The sequence below is a fragment of the Winogradskyella marincola genome (assembly GCF_029624125.1).
Lineage (GTDB): Bacteria > Bacteroidota > Bacteroidia > Flavobacteriales > Flavobacteriaceae > Winogradskyella > Winogradskyella marincola.
The window spans coordinates 110165-132439 of the sequence record NZ_JARSBN010000006.1 but is presented as its reverse complement, the minus strand read 5'-3'; the positions used below and the strand labels follow the sequence as shown (position 1 = coordinate 132439).

The window sequence follows — 22275 nt, the reverse complement described above, 5'->3', positions numbered from 1 at the left end:
ATGTAAAGGTAATAAACAAAACGGATATTGCTGTTTTTAGTAAAATATTTGACTAAATATTAACAAGATGCAGTTTATAAAAAAAGCCTCCGCTTAGGAGGCTTTAGTTTATTTTCTACGAGATCTACGTGGTCTGTCAGATGCTGAGCGTCTTCCTTTTTTAGGTGATCTGTCAGAACGTCTACCTTCTGGCTTATTAGAGTCGTTACTACGTCTAGAGCGTCTTTCGCCTCTAGGTCTATCGTTGTTGTTACCCTTGCGTTTTCCACCACGACCTCTGTCGCGTCTTCCGCCACCACTACGTCCTTTATTTTCACTAACTTCTACATTAACAAAGCGACCGTTGTGTTTAAATTCTGTGAAAAATGCTAAGACTTTTTCTTCATTCTCTTTTTCAGTATTAAAGAAAGAAAAACTATCCTTTACATCAACTTTAAAGACATCGTCTCTACCAAGTTCTAAAACTTCTTTTAAGAAATCCTTTAAAGACATCCAGTCATAGCCATCTTTACGGCCAACGTTTATAAAGAAACGCGTGTCCGAACCAGAAGCTCTTCCACCATCATCACTACTACGACCAGAATCTGAAACTGCAAGATCTTTTGAGTTTTTATAATAGTTAAAGAAACGTGTAAACTCTACTGAAAAGAACTTCTTTATTAACTCGTCTTTTTCGGTATCTTCAAACAGTTCGTTAATGCTATCTAAATATTTATCAATTTCATGATTAACTTCTGTATTGTGAATCTTGTTGGCTAAACTCATTAATTGTACTTCGCAGATTTCCATTCCAGAAGGAATATCTTTCTTTTCAAACTGTCTTTTAATGATGCGCTCTATACTTTTAATTTTTCGTACTTCGCTCTTGGCAACAATAACCATAGAAACACCAGTTTTACCAGCTCTACCAGTACGTCCAGAACGGTGAGTGTAGGTTTCAATCTCGTCTGGTAATTGGTAATTGATAACGTGTGTAATATCGTCTACATCGATACCACGAGCCGCAACGTCTGTAGCTACAAGCATTTGTATTTGCTTGTTTCTAAAAGATTTCATGACTAAGTCACGTTGATTCTGGCTTAAATCTCCATGTAAAGCACCTGCGCTGTAGCCATCTTCAATCAATTTTTCAGCAATTTTTTGAGTATCGCGTTTTGTTCTACAGAAAATTACCGAGAAAATATCTGGATTGGCATCTGCCAGACGCTTTAAAGCTAGGTAACGATCACGACCATTTACTAAATAATACTCGTGAGAAACATTGCTTGTGCTTTCATTTTTATTTCCTACTGTGATTTCAATAGGATCGTACATAAATTCTTTTGCAATGCTAGCCACTTCTTTTGGCATCGTTGCAGAGAATAGCCAAGTACTTTTATCTGTTGGTGTATGAGCCAGAATATCTGTGATATCTTCATAAAAGCCCATATTTAGCATCTCATCAGCTTCGTCTAATACACTGTATTGTATTTTTGAAATATCAACAAGGTTACGGCTAATCATGTCTTTCATACGACCAGGAGTGGCTACCACAATTTGTGCACCCTTTTTTATTTGTTTTGCCTGGTCTGTAACACTTGCACCACCATATATAGCTACTACATTTAAGCCTTTACAGTGTTTACCATAAGCTTTTAGCTCATTAGTTATTTGTAAACATAACTCTCTGGTAGGCGAAAGGATTAATCCTTGTGTAGTTCTACTGTTAACGTCAATTTTTTGTAGCATAGGAAAACCAAATGCTGCAGTTTTACCTGTACCTGTTTGAGCTAAAGCTACAAGGTCGCGCTCTTCTTCTAATAATACCGGAATTGCTTTTTGTTGGATTTCACTTGGTGTTTCAAACCCTAAATCTGAAATACCATTAAGAAGGTCTTCGTTAAGACCAAGTTGTTGGAATGTACTCATTCTTGTTTTTTATGTATGCGATAAATTAATGTAGTGTTACATTAGAAGCGTATCGACATACTTAAACCAAAACTTCTTGTAACACACCTCACTCTGAGGTTTTCACGTTTTTTATATGTTTTACGCGAATTTTGGCGCAAAGATACTCTTTTATTTGACTATACGAATATTAATAGATTAAAGTAGAAATAAATGTTTTATTTAATTATATATTTGAGACAATCTAAATATTTATATAAAATGAAAAAATTAATAATTTTAGCCACTTTATTCTTAGGTTTTTTTGCTAATGCTCAAGAAACAGAAGCAGAAAAGCAAGCACGTGCTGTGGAGTTGATGTCTAAAAAAGTAGACATAACTGTTGATGAAGAGTTATTTAAGACAGCAACGCCTAATGCTTATGTATCGGAAAGTCCTAAAGCAGTTGTTATGGGAATGTATGTGCCAGAAAATTATGATAATGCTAAGAAAAAATTAGGTGAGAATGCTACTGCTCAAGACTTTGAGGTTACAAGTTCTGGTGAGAAAGAAATAAATGGTATTAAAGTGCTTTATATGTATGGAACATCTGAAGCAGAAGGTGTAAAATTAGAGAATAAGATTTATTGTTATGAAGTAGATAAAAATACCTGCTTGATGCTTATAGGAATGCTAGAAGTTGAAGCAGACAAAAAATATTCTGACGCAATAGATGCTGCACTTAATTCCGCTATTAAGAAACAAGATTAAATACCTTATTAAATATTAGTAAAGTAGCTGCTTATGCCATTCAATATACTTTGTATGGCGTAAGATGCTAATATTAGTCCCATAACCTTACTCAGTACAGTAATACCATAATCTCCAATTACTTTGTGTAGTTTGTTTGCTGCAAGTAGAATAAAACAAGTAGCTCCAATAACTGCAAGTACAATAAGAGTTGTAAACGTTTGTTGTTTTATGGAGTAAATGTGGTTGTTGGTCATAAGTACTACAGCCATTATAGCACCTGGTGATGCAATAGAAGGTATTGCGATTGGAAAAACAGTAACGTGTTTGTAATCTGTAATACTACTTTTCTCTTGTTCTGGTTTTCCTGCGCCAAAGATCATAGTAAGGGCAAATAAGAATAAGATAACACCTCCAGAAATCTGAAAAGCATCTAACGATACAGACATACCTTCTAATATAAGCTGCCCAATAACTATAAAAAAGAGAAGTATAATAAAAGCTACTACACAAGCTCTTATTGCTATTTTCTTTTTATGTACAAGATCAAACTCTTTGGTAGCTTCTAAGTAAACAGGTATAGACCCAATAGGATCTATTACTGCAAATATTAAGAAGATAGTAGATAAAATTTCTGCCATATTATTCAATTCTTTTTGCTTGAGTTGTAAAAGATAAACCTTGTTGTCCCATGGTAGAAGTCATTACGCCTTCAAAAAGTGGCTCTGGACAATTGTCGGGTATTTTCCATTCAAAAATAAAATTAGAACCTGTTCCGCCAGAAACATCTATTTCGTCTATTACAATTTCTGTTGTCTCCATAGGCGCAAGGTATATAGGGAAATCAAAATACTTTCTTACAGATTTACCATGAGTATCATAATACTCTGCTCTTAAAAGGTAGATTGTATCTCTGTCACTTGTATTTCTCATACTTGCCATAGAGGTTAAGTTGTGTTTGGTGTGTTCTGTTAAGCTGTAGATCTGCGAGTATATAGATAGGTAAGACTTACCGTAAGATAAAGAGTCGCTTGCGTTTAACTTTATAGCTCTTTTAGACCAGTTTTCTGGATTTAGAGCTGTATTCTCTTTTTTAGTTTCGCAACTAAAAGCAAGTAATAAGGTGAAAATTAAATAATGAAATTTCATAAGCTTGTAATTGTTATGGCGTTTATTTAATGTCGCTTTTTTTATGTTTTAAGCACATTTAAAGATAACAGTAAAGTGCATTAATTCATATATTTTCTGTTAAAACTCATTTAAAAATTGAATGAGTTGAGTTACTGCTTTGCCACGATGACCGACTTTGTTTTTTTCTTCTAAAGAAATTTCTGCAAATGTTTGGCTGTAGCCTTCAGCTTTAAAAATAGGATCGTATCCAAACCCTTTTTCTCCTTGTTTTTCTGTTGTTATTTCACCTTTACAGATTCCGGTAAAAGTTTTTAGTTCACCATTAAGGTGCAAAGCAATAACGGTTTTAAATTGTGCTGCGCGAGAACTAGCGTTTTCAAGATGAGATAACAATTTATTCATATTGTCATCTGCATTGCGCTGAGGGCCTGCATAACGTGCAGAAAGTACGCCAGGCTCACCATTTAATGCTGTAACTTCTAAACCTGTATCATCTGCAAAACAATCATAGTTATAATTGTTTTTTACGTATTCAGCTTTTTGTATAGCATTGCCTTCAATAGTAGGTTGTGTTTCTGGTATGTATTCGAGGCAACCAATATCTTCAAGGCTTAAAAGCTCTATAGTTTCAGGAATTAAAGATTGTACTTCTTTTATTTTGTTTTTATTGTTTGTGGCGAAAACGATTTGCATTTCAATTTATTTTTTTCAAAAATACTTCATTAAAAGGGATAATTTAAATAACATTTTATTTAGAAGAAATTAGGGATTATTTATGACAATTATCAGTTGATGATAAGGGCTAAATTTTGTATCTTAGATAAAAGGAAATATTAATTTAAATAATTGAATTATGACAGTAAATTTTCAATATGTAAATACAGATGTAAGTGAGTCATTATCGGCTTATATTAATGAAAGATTAGAAAAATTAGCAAATAAATTTGAGTTCCTTATTTCTGCTCAGGTATATATAAAACACGAAGATCCAAACCACGAAGCAGGTAAAATATGTAATATAGAACTTAGCTTACCAGGACCAAGAATTTTTGCTACTTCAAATGAGCATACATACGAATTGGCTGTAAATCAAACTATAAGTGATCTAAAACGTCAATTAGAAAAGCGAAAAGAAGTATATAAAGTATATTAACGTTAGTTGATGTGTTAATTAGGAAAAACGAGTTTTATCTATGATGGTAAGGCTCGTTTTTTAGTATTGTAAAACCTCGATATAATTGCTCTGTAAAAAATAAACGAACCATTTGATGCGAAAACGTCATTTTAGATAACCCTAACTTTCCGTTGGCTCTTTTATACACCTCTTCAGAAAAACCATACGGTCCGCCAATAACAAAAATTAAAGTTTTTATACCAGAGTTCATGTGCTTTTGCAGATATGTAGAAAAAGCAACAGAATCCATCTGTTTTCCATTTTCATCTAGCAAAATTAGCACGTCTGAATTTTGAGTTTTTGCCAAGATTAGCTCTCCTTCCTTTTCTTTTTGTTGGTCTTCAGAGAGGTGCTTCACTTTTTTAAGATCTGGTATAATCTCAAATTCGAATTTAATATAGTGGCTAAGCCTTTTTTTGTAATCTTCAATTAAGGTCTGAAGGCTTTTGTTGTCCGTTTTGCCTATGGCGATGAGTTTAATATTCATATGCTTTTGTCAATTCGAGTGATTTTATTTTCAATTGCTATTGAAATTTGAATTGTACCGAGAGGTCTTTTGCAACTGGTTCTCGATACAAATTTATTCGTTTTGCTCATAAATTCCCTCGAACTGACGTAAGATTTATTAAACGTTTCAAATTTCAATTTCCTATTTTTACATTAAATATAAGATCACATGATTTCAAAAGAACAATTCCAAACCGAAATAGATTTAATTATAGCTAATGCCATTAGAGAAGATGTAGGTGATGGCGATCATAGCTCTTTGGCATGTATACCAGATTCTGCTACGGGAAAAGCTAAGCTTTTAGTAAAAGATAATGGTGTCATTGCAGGTATTGAGTTTGCTAAGCAAGTGTTTGCTTATGTAGATAAAAATATGAAGGTTGAAACACTTATTACCGATGGAAGCAGAGTAAAGTACGGAGATATTGCATTTTTTGTAGAAGGGTCTTCACAGTCTATCCTTAAGGCAGAACGTTTGGTGCTTAATGCCATGCAGCGCATGAGTGCTATTGCTACAAAAACCAGAAAGTTTGTGGATTTATTAGAAGGTACAGGTACTAAAATTTTAGATACAAGAAAAACGACACCAGGAATTAGAGCTATAGAAAAATGGGCTGTAAAAATTGGAGGAGGAGAAAACCACAGATTTGCATTGTATGATATGATTATGTTAAAAGACAATCATATAGATTTTGCAGGTGGAGTAACCAAAGCCATTGAGCAGACTAAACAATATCTTAAGGATACAAATAGAGATTTAAAAATTATTGTTGAAGCACGTAATCTTGAAGAGATAAAAGAAATTCTAGATTGTGGTGGAGTATACAGAATTCTTATAGATAATTTTAATTACGAAGACACAAGAAAAGCTGTAAAACTTATAGGAAATCAATGTCTTACAGAATCCTCAGGAGGTATTAACGAAAAAACTCTAAGACACTATGCAGAGTGTGGTGTAGATTATATTTCGTCTGGTGCATTAACACACTCTGTTTATAATATGGATTTAAGTTTAAAAGCAGTCTAGAAAGTCTAAAAATCTAACCATATAAGTAGTCTAAATCTCTAAAGCTGAATGACAAAACATATTGAAGATAAACTAGATAAAATACCTGTAATCAATCTGTTGGTTAGGTTTTTTAAAGAAATCCGACTGCCTGGTTTTGAAGGTTTATCTATCTACGACTTGTTAGAACTCTATGTAATGGGTATTGTAAAAGGTGCACTTACCACACGAGCCAGTGCTATTGCATTTAGTTTTTTTACAGCTATTTTTCCTTTTCTATTATTTGTTATTATTGTAATGCCTTACATTCCAATTGATGGATTTCAGGTTGAGTTTGAACGTTTTCTTAATGATTTTTTACCACCACAAACATCAGAATTCTTTTTTGCCAATATTTTTGAAAACATAAGTGGTGGCTCTGGTGCAGGATTATTGTCTTCGGTGTTTCTGTTATCCATGTTGTTAATGGCAAATGGTGTAAATGCTGTATTTTCTGGTTTCGAAAACTCGTATCACGAGCAATTAACACGTAATGTGTTTCAGCAATACATGTATGCACTTGGTGTAGCGTTGATTTTGGCAATTCTTGTGCTTTTAACAGTTGCTGTTTTTGGATATTTTCAGATATACATTTTAAGTCCTATTTACGAAAGTTTTAGTGGTGAGGTGTTGGGAGACAATAGCCAAGGAGTAGGTTGGATTATTTTTGCAAAATACATGTTCTTTGTAATTATGGTGTATCTGGCAACAGCAACATTATATTACTTTGGCACTAAAGAAGGAAGGCATACCAGATTTTTTTCAGTAGGCGCTTTGCTTACTACTTTAATGATTATTCTTACTTCTTATCTTTTTGGTATTTACATCGATAATTTTTCACAATACAACAAGCTATATGGTTCTATTGGAGCACTATTAATTTTATTATTGTACTTATGGCTAAATGCAAATATTTTGCTACTTGGCTACGAGTTAAATGCCTCATTACGATTGTTAAGAAAGATTAATAATAATATTAAAGCTAATTAAAAAAACTACCATAGAGATTCATTGATGACTTACTTTCTAGATGTCATATTGCCAATACCGCTTCAAAAAGCGTTTACCTATCATATAACTGAAGCAGAAGCTCAATTTATAAAACATGGTATGCGAGTGGCTGTACCCTTTGGTAAAAGCAAAATTTATACAGCTCTAGCATATAAAATTCATACCAATCCACCAACAGCTTACGAAGCCAAAACCATTCATCAAATATTAGATGAAGCGCCAATAGTTACAGATTTACAGTTAATTCTTTGGCAGTGGATAGCAGGCTATTATATGTGTAGTTTAGGTGAGGTAATGCGTGCAGCAATGCCAAATGCTTTTATTATAGAAAGTGAAACTGTTCTTGTTAGAAATGAAAATATTGAAATCTCTGAAGCAACTTTAAAGGATGATGAATTTTTAATATACGAAGCCTTGCAATATCAATCATCTTTAAAAATTGAAGATGTGGTTTCTATTTTAGATAAAAAACGAATTCTTCCAGTAGTAAATAGTTTGGTGGAAAAGGGAGTATTGCAGCTGCAAGAAGAACTTTATGAAAAGTATAAACCCAAATTGGTACGCTATGTAAAGCTTCATGAAGCACATAAATCTGAAGAAAAACTTCAAGAGCTTTTAGAAATTTTGAGTCGTGCACCAAAGCAACGCGAAGTTATTTTAACCTTGTTTACACTCGAAGCTTCAGAACAAAAACCAATAAAAGTTTCAGAATTAAGCGAGCGAAGTGGAGCGTCAACAAGTATCATAAAAACCTTGGTTGATAAATCCATTTTACAAGAATACTTTATACAAACCGATAGAGTTCAGTTTGAAGGAGAAGGAGATGAGCAAACTAAACAATTAAGTGACGCACAAACCCAAGCACTTGAAGCGGTTAAAGGATCTTTTGATACAAAGTCTGTAACATTATTACATGGAGTAACATCTTCTGGAAAAACGGAAATCTATGTAAAGCTTATAGAAGAACAACTAAATCTTGGAAAGCAAGTATTATATCTACTACCTGAAATTGCTTTAACAACGCAATTGGTACAGCGACTACAAGATTATTTTGGCGAAAAGGTTGCGGTTTTTCATAGTAGATATTCTAGTAATGAGCGTGTTGAAGTATGGCAAAATCTTAAAAACAATTTAGAAAAAGCACAGTTGGTTATAGGTGCACGTTCGGCTTTATTATTGCCGTTTTCTAATTTAGGATTGATTATTGTAGATGAAGAGCATGAGCAATCCTACAAACAATTTGATCCTGCACCGAGATATCATGCCAGAGATGCAGCCGTTGTCTTAGCTAACATACACAAGGCAAAAACACTTTTGGGCTCAGCAACACCAAGTCTAGAAAGTTATTTTAATGCTACACAAAATAAATATGGATTTGTAGAATTAAAAACACGTTTCAACAATGTGCTTATGCCAGATATTGAGCTGGTAGATTTGGCAGATAAGTACAAGCGTAAACGCATGAATGGTCATTTTTCTGACCGTTTAATTGAAGAAATGACAGAAACCTTGGACGAAGGTTTTCAGATTATTTTATTTCAAAACAGAAGAGGATTTTCGCCAATAGTAGAGTGTACAACTTGTGGTAACTCACCACAATGTCCTAATTGTGACGTAAGCTTAACGTATCATCAATACAAAGATCAGTTGCGTTGTCATTATTGTGGCTATTACTCGGTAATGCCAAAAGCGTGTCAGGCATGTGGTAACGCTACCTTAGATACTAAAGGTTTTGGTACAGAACAGATAGAAGAAGAAGTGAAAACACTTTTTCCAGAAAAGAAAGTGGCTCGTATGGACTTAGATACTACACGAGGAAAGCATGGTTTTGAAAGAATCATTTCTAAGTTTGAACAACAAGAAATAGATATATTAGTAGGAACTCAAATGCTTACTAAAGGACTAGATTTTAGGCAGGTTAAACTTGTAGGCATTATGAATGCCGATAACTTACTCAATTTCCCAGATTTTAGAGCGCATGAGCGTAGCTATCAATTAATGACACAGGTAGCAGGCAGAGCAGGCCGAACAGATATAAGAGGAAAAGTGCTGATTCAGACTTATAATCCGCATCATAATATTTTGCAACAAGTATCTACAAATGCTTACAAAGAGATGTTTGCAGAGCAGATGAATGATCGTTACAATTTTAAATATCCACCAATCTATCGTTTAATTAAAATAACGTTAAGGCATAAGGATTACAACAGAGTTAATCTAGCAGCAGATTGGTATGCTAAGTCTTTGAGACAGGTGTTTAAAGCAAATGTTTTAGGACCAGAGTTTCCTCCAATTTCCAGAATACGTAATTTATTTAATAAAAACATCTTAATCAAGATTCCGCAAAATCAATCCTTGGCAAAAACCAAAGAAGCGATTATAAAAATAGATAACAGTTTTAATGCAGTTAAGGATTTTAGATCGGTTAGAGTAGTGCTGAATGTTGATAACTATTAGATATAAAAAAATCCCAACAGTAGTGTTGGGATTTTTTTATATCAATGTTAGTAGAGATATTAGAAAAGAGTAGTTGTTCTACATATTATTCAAAGCATCTACTAATTGTGTTTTCTTATTTCGACTCAAAGGAATCTCATAAGCACCTACTTCAACATTTTTACTATTAAAGCGATCAATTTTGTCTAAATTCACAATATAGGATTTATGAATTCTTAAAAATTTCCCTTCGGGTAATTCTTTTTCAAAAGCCTTCATTGTAGATAGTACTACAAGGCTGTTTTCTTCTGTTACAACTTTTACGTAATCGCCTAAAGCTTCAATCCATTTAATATCTTTAATGTATACCTTACGTTTTTTAAGGTTACTTTTTACGAAGATGTGTTCACCATCAGTTTCGTTAAAGTCTAATTTTAACTTATGCTGCTCAATAGCTTTTTCAACAGCAGTATTAAAACGTTCTTTGGTGATAGGTTTTTGAAGATAGTCGGTAGCATCGTAATTAAATGCTTTAAAAGCATATTCGGTTTTACCAGTAACAAAAATAATTTGGGGTTTGTTGTTAAGTACATCTAGGAGTTCAAAACCGTTTAATACAGGCATTTCAATATCTAAAAAGATAAGATCTACTTTGTGGGTATTAAGACCGTTTTTTGTTTCTAACGCACTGCTATACTCTGCAATAAGATTAAGTGAGGAATGATTCTCAATTAACTTTACTATAGAGAGGCGCTGAATCGCAGAATCATCAACAACTACACAGTTTAAAGTCATAACATTAATATTTTATTAGGTTAAGATATCGACAATAGTACAATATTTTCGGTTAAAAAACAAATTTTACCGACAAACAGTAAAATTTAACATAATAATTATTGTGGAAATTGTTAGAAACTTTACAGTGTAAAACGTTGCTAGAATTAGAAATAATGTGTATTTTTGCAGCCGTTTTAACAATAAACAAATATAATTAATTATGAATCATTATGAAACTGTTTTCATCTTGAATCCCGTTTTATCTGAAGATCAGATAAAGGAGACAGTTAAGAAATATGAGGATTTCCTCGTTTCTAAAGGAGCAAAGATGATAGCCAAAGAAGATTGGGGCTTAAAAAAATTAGCTTACCCAATTCAAAACAAAAAAAGTGGTTTTTATCACTTATTTGAGTACCAAGTAGCTGGTGAAGTTATTGAAACTTTAGAATTAGAGTTTAGACGTGATGAGCGTTTTATGCGTTACTTAACTGTAAAATTAGACAAGCACGCAATTGCTTGGGCTGAGAAGAGAAGACAAAGAAACAAACAAAAAGCTTAATTATGTCATCAATAGAACAACAAGCAAAAGGAAAAAAAGATGGTGAGATTAGATATCTTACACCATTAAATATAGAGACTCAAAAGACGAAGAAGTATTGTCGTTTTAAAAAGTCTGGTATTAAGTATATAGATTACAAAGATCCAGATTTCTTATTAAGCTTTGTAAACGAGCAAGGTAAATTGTTACCAAGACGTTTAACAGGAACTTCTTTAAAATACCAAAGAAAAGTATCTGTGGCAGTAAAAAGAGCTAGACACTTAGCCTTAATGCCATATGTTGCTGATTTATTAAAATAAAATATCATAACAATGGAACTTATATTAAAACAAGACGTTGAGAATTTAGGATTTAAAGACGATATTGTAACAGTAAAGAGCGGTTATGGTAGAAACTTTTTAATTCCTCAAGGACATGCTGTAATGGCTACAGCTTCAGCTAAAAAGGTTTTAGCTGAAACTTTAAAGCAACGTGCATTTAAAGAAAAGTCAATTATAGAGGCTGCACAAAAAACAGCTAATGCGTTAGCAGAATTAGAAGTTAAAATTTCTTCTAAAGTAGGTGCTGGCGATAAGCTTTTTGGATCTGTAAACAATATAGATTTAGCAGCAGCTTTACAAAACGAAGGTCACGACATTGATAAAAAATATATCAACGTAATTGGAGGTAACGTAAAGCGTTTAGGAAAATACAATGCTGTAATTAGATTACACAGAGAAGTAACTATAGATTTTCCTTTTGAAGTAGTAGCAGAAGCTTAATATTTTCAAAATTTAATATTTATAAAAACCGTTTAGTTTCCTAAGCGGTTTTTTTATTAATAAAACCTATATTTTATTAAGGTATAATGTTGAATTAATTCTGGTCTAGTGCAGAATTTCATCTTTTTCATCATGAAAAAAATCTTTTTTTTATTTCTCATTTTAGGAGTTGTAGCTTGTAAAGACTCTAAGTCAAATACAGGGTTAGAGCAGGTGCAAAAATCTAAACTCATTGAAGTGTTTAGAGCTTCAAAAACTAATTATCCGAGTATTAGTGTGCATAGAGGCGGAAAAGGCATCAAGCATTATCCTGAAAACAGCTTAGAAACCCTAAGGTATGTGAACGATAGTATTTCGGCAATTTTTGAAATCGATATTGCACAAACCAAAGATGGATCTTTAGTCTTAATGCATGATAATTCTATTGATAGAACCACAAATGGAAGCGGTTTGGTGAAGAATCTTACTTATAAAGAATTAAAAAAGTATAGTTTAGTTGATGACTATGGAAACCAAACCAATTATAAGATTCCTTTATTTTCTGAAGTTTTAAAATGGAGCAAGGCAAACAACGTTATTTTAACAATTGATATTAAGAGAAGTGTAAGCCAAAAAGATGTAATAAAGGCTATAGAAAAGGCAGAAGCAAAAGATATAAGTATTATTATAACATACGATGTTGAGCAAGCAAAATCAGCTCACAGTCTGGCACCAGACCTATTACTTTCGGTTTCTGCAAGAAATGATGAAGAGTTTGATAGATTATTAAAAGCTAATATACCAACAGAAAACATGCTTGCTTTTACAGGAACGCGTTTGTCGGATAAATCTCTATATCAAAGGCTTCATGATAATGATATCGTTTGCATTTTGGGTACATTAGGCAACTTAGATAAACAAGCAGAAGCCAAAGGAGAAAAACTATATCTACAGTGGAAGAAATTAGGAGTAGATATTTTAGCTACAGACAGACCTTTTGAAGCACATAAAGCAATAAACAATTAATTCTGATGAAATACGCAAGATTAACAAAAGAACAATTTGAAGAGTTACACCAGGAATTTATTAATTTCTTGGCAACACAATCTATAACTGCTGATGAGTGGGAGGATATAAAAAAAAATAAACCAGAGGCTGCAGAACAAGAGCTAGATGTATTTAGCGACTTGGTTTGGTATGGTGTATTGAGTAAGGTAGAATACCTAGAGCATATTTCTCCAAATCAGATTCATCTTTTTAAATGCAGAGAAAACGATATGCACCTCATAGCAATTAAGTTAAAAGAAGATAAGGCAGATTTAACGACTAAAGAAGGATTTCAATGGCTGCGAGATAACTTGTTGTCTGATGATATCGAATTTTTCAACGCAAAGAAAGACTACTCAGAAGATAAGCACCAGGATATTTTTAAGCTAATTCAACAAGGAGCTAATATCACTAAGGGAGACTTATTTCAGTATTTTGAAAAACTTATAAGACAGTAGTAGTTTAAAAGCCTCTACTTTGTTCTTCACGTTCTTTAACACGTTTTTGTTTTATATCATTTTTTTGTCTTTCTACAGAACCAAACTTTCTGTGATAGGGAAGAGGTCGTCCATAATCTTTATCCACATCATCAAGAAGTAGATTTCGGATAAAATTATTTATTCGATTAAAAAACTTTAGCATAATTATTCGTATCTAAGAGATTCTATAGGATCTAATTTTGCTGCTTTTGTAGCAGGATAAGAGCCAGAAATAATAGCTACAATAAAAGCAATGCTAGTTGCCCAAATCATGGCTACCCAAGGTGTTGAAAATTCTAATTCAAAAGCAGCTGCTATTCCCCAACCAATCAGAATACCCAAAATAATACCTAAAATTCCACCAAGTTGTCCAATAATGATGGTCTCAATAAAAAATTGAAAAGCTATTGTTCTTCTTTTTGCACCTAGAGCCTTTCTAATACCAATCTCTCTAGTACGCTGAGTAACAGAAACCAACATAATATTTAATAGCGCTATTGTTGAGCCAACAATGGTAATAATACTAATTACCCAAGCAATAACATATAAAGCAAAAGTGTTTTCAGCAGCACGGTTTAGTAAATCATCACTTCGCTCTATACCAAAATTATTTTCTTCAACAGGATTGAGGCCGCGTACATTTCTAAAGGTTAGAATAGCATCATCTTGAGCACCTTCGAGCATATCTGTTTTATCTACTTTAACACTTAGAGTGTAGTTTATATTTGCGTTGGTAAAGATAGATCGTGCTTTTTGTATTGGTAGTATTACAGTTAAGTCTTGATTGTTGCCAAACGTAGAACCTTTCTCTTTTATAACTCCAATGACCTTAAACTTAGATCCTCTAACGCTTATCGTTTTATCTATTGGGTTTTCATTAGGAAAAAGCGCCTTTTGCAAATCGCTACCAATAACACAAACGGTATTGTTGTTTTCAACGTCAGCAAAATTTAAAGAACGACCATTCTCAATTTCTAATCCAGAATTTTCAATATAGTTTTCATTTGCACCAATAACAGCAACTTCAGGATCGGTCTTTTCGTTTTCATATTTTACTTCAGATGTAGCAGAACCATAAAAAGAAACCGCAACTTTAGTATAAGGGTAGTCATAATTGTCAATAAAATCTTTTACGTTTCTATAACTTATAATAGGATTAATTTTCTGACGCTCTCTACTGCTTTGACGTTGAGCTCTAAACTCGTAGCGTTGAAAATTGAAAGTATTAGCACCCATTGAAGAAAAATTACTAGAAATAGTATTCTCTAAAGCAGATACACCACTTAATATGCCAACCAATGCCATAATACCTATAGCAATGATTAAAACCGTTAAAATGGTACGAAGTAGCTGGCTTTTTATAGAACCAAAAGCAATTTTTACATTCTCTTTAGCTAATGAAAACATAGTAATGTTTGAAGTTAGTTGGATTGTTTAAAACCATAAGACGTCTCAAACACCATAAAGTTACTATAAATTTAAAATTACTTGGGTATGCCTCTAAAAATTATAATATTTTTGTGACTTAAATATGAAGTTTCACTAAAAGAGATTCCCACTTTCGTGGGAAATATTATGGCACAAAAACCAAGTATTCCAAAAGGTACCAGAGATTTTAATGCAGTAGAGGTTGCAAAACGTTCTTATATAATGAACATTATAAAAGAGCGATTTGAGTTATACGGATTTCAACCGATTGAAACACCAAGTTTTGAAAACTCAGATACTTTAATGGGAAAATATGGTGATGAAGGAGATCGCTTGATTTTTAAGATTTTGAATAGTGGTGATTATTTAAAAAAGGTTTCTGATGAAGATTATACTTCAAAAGATGAAACTAGAATAACGTCTAAAATCTCAGAAAAAGCCCTTCGTTATGATCTTACAGTGCCTTTTGCACGTTATGTCGTACAACACCAAAATGAGATAGAATTTCCGTTTAAACGTTATCAAATACAGCCAGTATGGCGTGCAGACCGTCCGCAAAAAGGCCGTTTTAGAGAATTTTACCAATGTGATGCAGATGTTGTTGGTTCAACGTCGTTATTTCAAGAGGTTGAGTTTGTACAATTGTACGATGCTGTGTTTACAGCTTTAGATTTAAAAGGAGTTACTATAAAAATCAACAACCGTAAAATTTTATCTGGTATTGCAGAAGTTATTGGAGCTCAAGATAAACTTATTGATTTTACAGTGGCTTTAGATAAGCTCGATAAAATAGGAGAGGAGAAGGTAAAAGAAGAAATGCGCAGCAAAGGCATTTCAGAAGATGGTATTTCTAAGTTACAGCCTTTATTCTCATTAGAAGGAGATTTTGGTACGCAAGTAGAAAGCTTAAAATCTATTTTAAACACCTCTGAAGTAGGACTAAAAGGTATTGAAGAATTAGAGTTTATAGATGCTTCAATTTCTAAATTAGGATTAAAAACGGCTAACCTTCAATTAGACGTTACTTTAGCCAGAGGACTTAATTATTACACAGGTGCAATTTTTGAAGTGGCTGCTCCAGAAGGTGTAAAAATGGGCTCTATTGGTGGAGGAGGTCGTTATGATGATCTAACAAGTATATTTGGAAAACCAGATACAAGTGGAGTAGGAATTAGCTTTGGCTTAGATAGAATTTACCTGGTTTTAGAAGAACTTAATTTATTCCCAGAAACAATAACTGATGCCACCAAAGTACTCTTCATTAATTTTGGTGAGAAAGAAGCTATGGCTTGTTTGCAAGCCGTAACTAATTTGAGGCAACATGGTGTTAAAGCTGAGTTGTATCCTGATAGTGCTAAAATGAAAAAGCAAATGACCCATGCTAATCGTCGTAATATTCCTTATGTAGTTTTAGTAGGAGAGGAGGAGCTAAATTCTGGCACTTATACTCTTAAAAATATGAAAACAGGCGAGCAAGAGAAGTTAAATATTCAAGAGTTATTATCTACACTAAAATAGAGTAATACATATATTATAAAAATTAAAAAGCCCTGAATTAATTCAGGGCTTTTTTGTAGTTAAGATTTAAGATTTGGGGCAAAAATTACTTTACTAAAACTTTCTTAGTCGATACTGAACCGCTTACAGTATATAACTTAATAACATAAGTTCCAGTGCTTAAATTCTTAACATCATATTCAGAGTAACCGCTCTCTGAAATGCTTTCTAATTTTTGGACAGATTGTCCGAGCATATTAAATAGTTCTATATATTTTACCTCTACAAGATTAGGGTTTATTAATACAATTTTCTCTTTATCATTAGAGTACAATACATCTAGACTGCTGATGTCTTGCTCATCAATTCCGAGTGAGTTAGACATGATTTTAAAGGTAATTTCAAATCTATCTAAGTACTCATCTTCACTTAAGAATATTTCATATGCATTAGTTCTTAAATCATGAAAGACGTTTAATGCTTTATCGTGTAAAAAAATATTTACACTATCAGGCACATTTTCTAGAGCATTGATAGAAAAAGTACTTACACCATCTGTACTTGTTTTAATTCCGAGTGGATATACAGTAGTAAGGCTGGCATTATCGTTAGCTTGAATAATAAATTTTTCATCTTCAATCATCCAAAACATATCGTCTGTTTGGTCTTCGTTAAGGTGAGCATCGTAAGCCCAATCTATACCTTCAGTTGTGTTTTCGTCTATAGTTAATAGAAGTTCTCTCTGTAAATGCATAGTATTACATGCTCTGTAGCCAAATCTAAATTTCATTCTGTCATCTACATCAACAGCTTCAGAATTTTGATTGTTTGAAGAATTAGCAGATCTCATAAAAACTGAAGAGGAACCACCTTCCTTAGTAAAAGCACGTTGATCGTTTTCAAAATTTATAGTGCCATCGCTAATACCTGAAACAAAGAATCCTTGACTTACAGGTACGTATCTACCTGGTGTTTTTGTACCTACACCAACTTGAGCAACATCTGGATCTGGTGCTGGTGCTGGTACACCTCCAGAAAGGTTATAAATTGCATATCCACCTTGATATTGTTGTAAGACATGAGATCCTCCACCCCAATGTTCCCAGAACTGAAGTGCTCCTGTAGTATTAGGATTGTCTAAAATAAATTCGTTAGCATCTAATGATGAAGCGTAAGGGTTGCCAATTAAGTAATCATTATCAACGTTAATTGTTAAACTAATATCTCCATTGTTTGGTCGTCCTAAGAAAACATAATTTTGATCGTCTAATATACCACCAGAGTCTGGACCTTTCATGGTGAAACCTTCTCCGGCATATATAGTACCTGTTCGTCTTACATGTTGCCAAGCAGAGTAGTCATCACTTGGTAAATTTGCAAATTTCCAAATCCAATAATCTGCAATTCTTATTGGGTTTGTGTCTGCACCATCGTAACCAGAACTCGAAAAGTTAACAGGATTACTTCCATCAAACATTACATCTTGTACAGAATAACGATAATTGTTTATTGCAGTGTCTACATCGCCAACAGGAGATGACCAGTAATTGTAGGTGTAAGTGTCTGCAGTACCTTGCTGATCTTTTTCAAGTTCACCATTAATGCCAACTAGCAAGTCACTATCTTCTGTTTGTATAAGCTGAGAATCTCCCTCTAGGTCAATTTTGCTGGTTAAATTTAGATAATGAGATACTGTAATGCCACTACCTGTATTTGTAGTATTGTCTCCATTTAGGGTTAGTGTATTTGCATCAACATATAACCCTAAAACATTTCTGTTTTCATTGTTGCCAGCAGGTAATGTACTGTTGTCCATTGTGACATTGTGAGCGGTTCTAACAATGTTCCAATTTACGGTAACACTTGGGTCAACTATAGAAGCAGTACCTGGAGTGTATTGAACGTCTCCGTTCACCCAAGTAGCGTTAGTGTCCCAATCACCATTTTGAGTTGATTCGTATGGTAATGGTGCTGTTTGTCTGTCAACAGTATCTAGGTTTCTCAATGCACCTTGATTACCATTTCCAGAAGCATCATCTGTGTTTGTGTATGTGTAAACAGACATAGGGTAGTAGCCTGCTAAGTCGCTCCATGGTACGGCATTAATATCATTTTTTGTTATCGAAGTTGGTAATACAGTACCCATAACCTGACCAGCGTTTTCTTCAATTTCTTGATTCATTACAAATCTTAATTGATCCTCAGTTAGAACTGTATTCCAAACTCTTACTTCATCAATATTTCCTCTAAAATGTTGCGTAGTAGTATTTTTACCTGCAGCAGCAATTAAGAAAGAATCGTTTGTTGTAGTTGGAGCTGTTTTTGCCTCATTTTTATCTAGCACACCATCTATGTATATAGATGCGGTTGTGCCATTGTATATAACCGATACATGGTGCCATTGATCATCTGGGATACTTGTATTAGATACAGTTATTTGATCTGTACCATTTTTCCAATATGCTTCTATTCTATTATCATCTAATATCCTTAAGTCGTAACCTTGAGTAAAAGTTAAGTCTCTTTTTGATAATATTGATTTTGTGCCAGAATCTGCAGCATCACGCTTTATCCAAGCAGAGACTGTAAATCCAGAAGGGTCTAAGTTTAGATTGTTTTCAATGTCTATATAATCTCCAGAGCCATCAAAATGGATTGAGCGAACAACTTCAACTTGTGGTGCATACCCAAAAGTAATATACTTTGTACCGTCAAAATCGTATTCAGCTTCTAGGTTTCCATTACCATCAGAGCTCATAACTCTATAGTTTGCAGTAGGATCAAAGATACCTGTGTTAGAAATAAACATGTAGTAATTACCAGGAGGTGATATGTTTCTTATTGCATTTTGAGGTATTCTAACTTTTACAGTTGGAATATCTCCACCATTCTCAACAACTTTCCAAATACGTTGCATAGCAGTAAAGCTTACATTAGTGGTTAGGGAAGGAGTTATATCAGAACTCATATTAACTGTTACCGTTGACGCAGAAAGGTTAAGATCAGCACCATTATTTCCCCACATTAAATATTCTTTATCATTTAGGGTTGTTGGGTTTGAAGATTTGTTTTCTGTGTTGGTATCATAGATGTCTGTAAGTCCAAATGTTAAGATTCCTTCAGTAAGACCTGTTCCGTCTGTAGCATCATTGACACTACTAGACTGTTTTTGGTTTAACTCTGAAATATCATCTCTACCAATACCTGCAATGTCATAATTGTAACCTGAATTTGCAGATTGATCCCAAATAACTGTACCATCACTATCTACATAGTCTTGGGATGTTCCATTTGTTCCTAGGGTAATACCATATTTAACAGCTAGATAGGACTGAATTCTGTTTCTGGCTTGTGTTAAATCGCTGTCGTTATTTGTTATAGAATAAGTTACAACTTCTGCAATTCTTCCATCAAAACTTCCATTCCAATATTGACTTCTTCCAAGCCAAAATCTTGTGTTGTTAACAGAAGCAAAGTCAGCCGCATCGTTGGTGGTATCTCCAACTTGATTTGCGTTGAGATAAAGTTCAGTTCCAGTATCTGAATCATTATTTCTAATGTTTACGATACTAATTTGATTATAATCATGACTACCTGAGGTATCAGCTCTACCATAACCAGGTCCACCACTGGTTCCTGAAGTAACTCCAATACAATAAGCAAAGTATTCACCAGTAAATCTGGCACTATATCCACCATAACCAAAACCTGTAACATCTTCTGTTTGGGTATCGTTAACGGAAGGGTCTGTACTTGTAAATGTATCTAGCGGAATCATACTAGTTGTTACAGTAGGATCTGGCATTAATACCACAAACATATCAGTACTATTAAAACCTCCAGTACCTGAGAGTTCATCTCTACTACCATCGTTAATAATATAGGTCATGTCTCTATTTGCAGTAGAATTGTTATTTTCAAAATCTATAACAGGATTGAAGTTAAAGTTTCTTGTTGTATTATTTCTGTATACAGGTTCTTGTCCTGTAACAACAGTTTTAGCATCATTGCCTTTACCATTATCTATCCATGTATTAACTAAAGAACCATTTATGCCTTCACTGCTTCCGTCTAACATATCGGCTTTTAGCCAAAGGTCTAAATTATTGGCAACTCCACCAGGAGCTTCGGTAATGTCGCAATAGGTTGTACCTGTAATGGTTATATTATCTATAAAAATTTCATCATCATCATCACTAGCGTTCGCTCTAATTCTAAAACGACCGTTGCTAGTTCCTATTTGGTGTAAATCACTTCTTAGTGTAACTGTTTTACTGTAAAATATAGCTGTAGTTGTTGTTTCAAAATCAGCATCTTTTGAAGATACTGTACCACCTTCGAAACTTTGAGAATATGTCCAGGTTGTACCTCCATCTGGACTATATTCTATAAGGAATTCTTCTCCATTTTCTACGCTATCTGGAGCAAAGAAGAATTTAAAATCTACTTTATCATAGTAGTATAATTCAAACGTTGGAGAGTTAAAAGCTGAAGCATTTCCTGAGTTATCTCTAACTCTTAAGCTATGGCTACCGTCATAAGACCAAGTAGCGTCGGTAACTCTTGATGCGTCACTTCCTCCAGAAGTCCAACCATTTTGATCACTTTCAAATGTGGCATTGTGCAATATGTATTCGTCACAGGCTAATGCCGTGAACCCTCTACCTTGTATATTAAAGTTATAAGGATTCTCATCACTATCATCATTTAATATCGTTACAGTGGCTGTTCTTAAACCAGCACCGCTTGGGTTGAAAGTAATTGCAAAAGTAGTGTTAGAACCTGATGCAATACTACTAGAAGGTATTGTAGTTACTGTGAAATCAGTAGCATTTGTACCACCAATAGTAACATATGGTGAAACACCAATTAAATTTAATGTGTTTGAGCCACCAGTATTTTCAATTATAAAGGTGTTTTCTTTTGTACCGCTGGAAATGTCAGCGTAGCCAAAGTCTGTGTAATCAGATAAGGAAGGTGTGGTATCACCATCTGCTATGCTATTTCCGTTTCCAGTAATATTAATTTCAGGAGCTGGAGATACAGCTGTGAAGTTTACATTATCTATAGCTATATCGCTACTCCAACCGTTGCTTCCAGAGTTACCACTTATAGCTCTAAACCTTAGCTTTATGGTTTGCCCTATATAAGCCGATAAATCTATAGAATCTTGATTCCAAACATTACCTAAATTACCGGAAAATGTTCTCAGTGTTGTAGGGAAGCTTGCACCATTATCTGTACTTATTAACACGCTTAATGTCCCAACGTTAGCTCCATACATATGGTAGCTATAGCTAAATGAAGCGGAACCTACAGAAGTTATATTAAAGCAAGGGCTATCAAAATGAGCTGATCGACTTGGGAAATTTGGGTTAGAAGCCTCTATATACATATACCATGTATCACCATCACCAGATGAAGGTCCTGTGTTAGAAGAAGGGGTTCCTCCAGAATTTCTAGTCCAGTTAAAGTTATCTCCTCCTCCTTGCGTCCATGAACCTGAACCAGATTCAAAATTTTGGGAATAAGGAAAGGTTGATATAGTAGAGCCACAAGTTTGCGAAAAGATTAATGTGGTAAACAAAATTGCACATACAAAAATTGCATACCTAATCACGGTTTTGGTAATTGTTCTCATAAGCGGTTAAATTTTAGTTTTTGGGACTAAATTCTGGACAAACATAATTATTTTATCCGTGAAATGCAAAAAAAACCGACAAAATGCAGGGCAGTGTAGTTTAAAGAGTGTTTTTTGTCGTTGAATGGTATGATAAATGGGTTGTATGGAAAAAACAAAGCCGAGATAAAATTCTCGGCTTTGTTAT

20 protein-coding genes are annotated in these 22275 nt (G+C 33.7%); 11 read left to right on the top strand and 9 right to left on the bottom strand.

Annotation, left to right across the window (positions count from 1 at the left end; genetic code table 11):
• Positions 1–108 precede the first annotated feature (108 nt).
• On the bottom strand, positions 109–1908 hold the full coding sequence (locus tag P7122_RS11870) for a DEAD/DEAH box helicase (RefSeq protein WP_278006017.1): 1800 nt from the start codon (positions 1906–1908) through the stop codon (positions 109–111).
• Positions 1909–2148: 240 nt separating this feature from the next.
• On the opposite strand from P7122_RS11870, the gene P7122_RS11865 reads away from it, so the two are divergent.
• Entirely contained in the window at positions 2149–2637 is a 489-nt protein-coding gene (locus P7122_RS11865; RefSeq protein WP_278006016.1) for a hypothetical protein, read from the top strand.
• A gap of 8 nt (positions 2638–2645) precedes the next feature.
• Here the strand turns inward: P7122_RS11865 and P7122_RS11860 are convergent, their stop codons facing one another.
• From P7122_RS11860 to P7122_RS11850, 3 genes are all read right to left on the bottom strand, one after another.
• On the bottom strand, positions 2646–3257 hold the full coding sequence (locus tag P7122_RS11860) for a MarC family protein (RefSeq protein ID WP_278006015.1): 612 nt from the start codon (positions 3255–3257) through the stop codon (positions 2646–2648).
• Between the two features lies 1 nt (position 3258).
• Complete coding sequence (locus P7122_RS11855; RefSeq protein ID WP_278006014.1) at positions 3259–3765, bottom strand: DUF3124 domain-containing protein; 507 nt, start codon at positions 3763–3765, stop codon at positions 3259–3261.
• A gap of 99 nt (positions 3766–3864) precedes the next feature.
• Positions 3865–4440 carry a non-canonical purine NTP diphosphatase gene (locus P7122_RS11850; protein WP_278006013.1) on the bottom strand — a complete coding sequence of 192 codons (576 nt, stop codon included), beginning with the start codon at positions 4438–4440 and terminating at the stop codon, positions 3865–3867.
• Between the two features lie 160 nt (positions 4441–4600).
• Between P7122_RS11850 and hpf the strand changes: the two genes are divergently transcribed.
• The gene (gene hpf / locus P7122_RS11845) at positions 4601–4900 is read left to right on the top strand and encodes a ribosome hibernation-promoting factor, HPF/YfiA family (RefSeq protein ID WP_278006012.1); all 300 of its coding nucleotides are present in this window, start codon (positions 4601–4603) and stop codon (positions 4898–4900) included.
• 34 nt (positions 4901–4934) lie between these two features.
• On the opposite strand, the gene rlmH is transcribed toward hpf, so the two are convergent.
• Positions 4935–5408: a 23S rRNA (pseudouridine(1915)-N(3))-methyltransferase RlmH gene (rlmH, locus tag P7122_RS11840; RefSeq protein WP_278006011.1), complete on the bottom strand. Its 474-nt coding sequence runs from the start codon at positions 5406–5408 to the stop codon at positions 4935–4937.
• A gap of 189 nt (positions 5409–5597) precedes the next feature.
• Here rlmH and nadC point away from each other — a divergent pair, with 189 nt between their 5' ends.
• From nadC to priA, 3 genes are read left to right on the top strand one after another with little or no spacing between them, the layout of a single operon-like run.
• Positions 5598–6455 (top strand): carboxylating nicotinate-nucleotide diphosphorylase, encoded by an 858-nt coding sequence (gene nadC / locus P7122_RS11835; protein WP_278006010.1) that lies wholly within the window; start codon positions 5598–5600, stop codon positions 6453–6455.
• 48 nt (positions 6456–6503) lie between these two features.
• The gene (locus tag P7122_RS11830; RefSeq protein WP_278006009.1) at positions 6504–7463 is read left to right on the top strand and encodes a YihY/virulence factor BrkB family protein; all 960 of its coding nucleotides are present in this window, start codon (positions 6504–6506) and stop codon (positions 7461–7463) included.
• 24 nt (positions 7464–7487) lie between these two features.
• Positions 7488–9941: a replication restart helicase PriA gene (gene priA / locus P7122_RS11825; RefSeq protein WP_278006008.1), complete on the top strand. Its 2454-nt coding sequence runs from the start codon at positions 7488–7490 to the stop codon at positions 9939–9941.
• 78 nt (positions 9942–10019) lie between these two features.
• On the opposite strand, the gene P7122_RS11820 is transcribed toward priA, so the two are convergent.
• Positions 10020–10715 carry a LytR/AlgR family response regulator transcription factor gene (locus P7122_RS11820; protein WP_076620930.1) on the bottom strand — a complete coding sequence of 232 codons (696 nt, stop codon included), beginning with the start codon at positions 10713–10715 and terminating at the stop codon, positions 10020–10022.
• 202 nt (positions 10716–10917) lie between these two features.
• Between P7122_RS11820 and rpsF the strand changes: the two genes are divergently transcribed.
• The 5 genes from rpsF to P7122_RS11795 all read left to right on the top strand — a co-directional run bounded on the left by rpsF (position 10918) and on the right by P7122_RS11795 (position 13501).
• The gene (gene rpsF, locus P7122_RS11815) at positions 10918–11256 is read left to right on the top strand and encodes a 30S ribosomal protein S6 (protein WP_138434238.1); all 339 of its coding nucleotides are present in this window, start codon (positions 10918–10920) and stop codon (positions 11254–11256) included.
• The gene (gene rpsR, locus P7122_RS11810) at positions 11256–11555 is read left to right on the top strand and encodes a 30S ribosomal protein S18 (RefSeq protein WP_171032511.1); all 300 of its coding nucleotides are present in this window, start codon (positions 11256–11258) and stop codon (positions 11553–11555) included. The genes rpsF and rpsR overlap by 1 nt, the downstream gene beginning before the upstream one ends.
• 12 nt (positions 11556–11567) lie before the next feature.
• The gene (rplI, locus tag P7122_RS11805; protein WP_278006007.1) at positions 11568–12017 is read left to right on the top strand and encodes a 50S ribosomal protein L9; all 450 of its coding nucleotides are present in this window, start codon (positions 11568–11570) and stop codon (positions 12015–12017) included.
• Between the two features lie 132 nt (positions 12018–12149).
• On the top strand, positions 12150–13022 hold the full coding sequence (locus tag P7122_RS11800) for a glycerophosphodiester phosphodiesterase family protein (RefSeq protein ID WP_278006006.1): 873 nt from the start codon (positions 12150–12152) through the stop codon (positions 13020–13022).
• Positions 13023–13027: 5 nt separating this feature from the next.
• Positions 13028–13501, top strand: a complete 474-nt coding sequence (locus P7122_RS11795) for a DUF6495 family protein (protein WP_278006005.1) — start codon at positions 13028–13030, stop codon at positions 13499–13501.
• Positions 13502–13505: 4 nt separating this feature from the next.
• On the opposite strand, the gene P7122_RS11790 is transcribed toward P7122_RS11795, so the two are convergent.
• Both P7122_RS11790 and P7122_RS11785 read right to left on the bottom strand, forming a co-directional pair.
• Positions 13506–13628 carry a hypothetical protein gene (locus P7122_RS11790; protein WP_278006004.1) on the bottom strand — a complete coding sequence of 41 codons (123 nt, stop codon included), beginning with the start codon at positions 13626–13628 and terminating at the stop codon, positions 13506–13508.
• Between the two features lie 59 nt (positions 13629–13687).
• Positions 13688–14929 carry an ABC transporter permease gene (locus P7122_RS11785; protein WP_278006003.1) on the bottom strand — a complete coding sequence of 414 codons (1242 nt, stop codon included), beginning with the start codon at positions 14927–14929 and terminating at the stop codon, positions 13688–13690.
• A gap of 168 nt (positions 14930–15097) precedes the next feature.
• Between P7122_RS11785 and hisS the strand changes: the two genes are divergently transcribed.
• Positions 15098–16468 (top strand): histidine--tRNA ligase, encoded by a 1371-nt coding sequence (gene hisS, locus P7122_RS11780; RefSeq protein WP_278006002.1) that lies wholly within the window; start codon positions 15098–15100, stop codon positions 16466–16468.
• A gap of 85 nt (positions 16469–16553) precedes the next feature.
• On the opposite strand, the gene P7122_RS11775 is transcribed toward hisS, so the two are convergent.
• Positions 16554–22088 (bottom strand): DUF8202 domain-containing protein, encoded by a 5535-nt coding sequence (locus P7122_RS11775; protein ID WP_278006001.1) that lies wholly within the window; start codon positions 22086–22088, stop codon positions 16554–16556.
• Positions 22089–22275: the final 187 nt, after the last annotated feature.

Coding starts and splice junctions, on each gene's coding strand:
- P7122_RS11870 (WP_278006017.1), bottom strand. CDS start 1,908: ATGAGTACATTCCAACAACTTGGTCTTAACGAAGACCTTCTTAATGGT.
- P7122_RS11865 (WP_278006016.1), top strand. CDS start 2,149: ATGAAAAAATTAATAATTTTAGCCACTTTATTCTTAGGTTTTTTTGCT.
- P7122_RS11860 (WP_278006015.1), bottom strand. CDS start 3,257: ATGGCAGAAATTTTATCTACTATCTTCTTAATATTTGCAGTAATAGAT.
- P7122_RS11855 (WP_278006014.1), bottom strand. CDS start 3,765: ATGAAATTTCATTATTTAATTTTCACCTTATTACTTGCTTTTAGTTGC.
- P7122_RS11850 (WP_278006013.1), bottom strand. CDS start 4,440: ATGCAAATCGTTTTCGCCACAAACAATAAAAACAAAATAAAAGAAGTA.
- hpf (WP_278006012.1), top strand. CDS start 4,601: ATGACAGTAAATTTTCAATATGTAAATACAGATGTAAGTGAGTCATTA.
- rlmH (WP_278006011.1), bottom strand. CDS start 5,408: ATGAATATTAAACTCATCGCCATAGGCAAAACGGACAACAAAAGCCTT.
- nadC (WP_278006010.1), top strand. CDS start 5,598: ATGATTTCAAAAGAACAATTCCAAACCGAAATAGATTTAATTATAGCT.
- P7122_RS11830 (WP_278006009.1), top strand. CDS start 6,504: ATGACAAAACATATTGAAGATAAACTAGATAAAATACCTGTAATCAAT.
- priA (WP_278006008.1), top strand. CDS start 7,488: ATGACTTACTTTCTAGATGTCATATTGCCAATACCGCTTCAAAAAGCG.
- P7122_RS11820 (WP_076620930.1), bottom strand. CDS start 10,715: ATGACTTTAAACTGTGTAGTTGTTGATGATTCTGCGATTCAGCGCCTC.
- rpsF (WP_138434238.1), top strand. CDS start 10,918: ATGAATCATTATGAAACTGTTTTCATCTTGAATCCCGTTTTATCTGAA.
- rplI (WP_278006007.1), top strand. CDS start 11,568: ATGGAACTTATATTAAAACAAGACGTTGAGAATTTAGGATTTAAAGAC.
- P7122_RS11800 (WP_278006006.1), top strand. CDS start 12,150: ATGAAAAAAATCTTTTTTTTATTTCTCATTTTAGGAGTTGTAGCTTGT.
- P7122_RS11795 (WP_278006005.1), top strand. CDS start 13,028: ATGAAATACGCAAGATTAACAAAAGAACAATTTGAAGAGTTACACCAG.
- P7122_RS11785 (WP_278006003.1), bottom strand. CDS start 14,929: ATGTTTTCATTAGCTAAAGAGAATGTAAAAATTGCTTTTGGTTCTATA.
- hisS (WP_278006002.1), top strand. CDS start 15,098: ATGGCACAAAAACCAAGTATTCCAAAAGGTACCAGAGATTTTAATGCA.
- P7122_RS11775 (WP_278006001.1), bottom strand. CDS start 22,088: ATGAGAACAATTACCAAAACCGTGATTAGGTATGCAATTTTTGTATGT.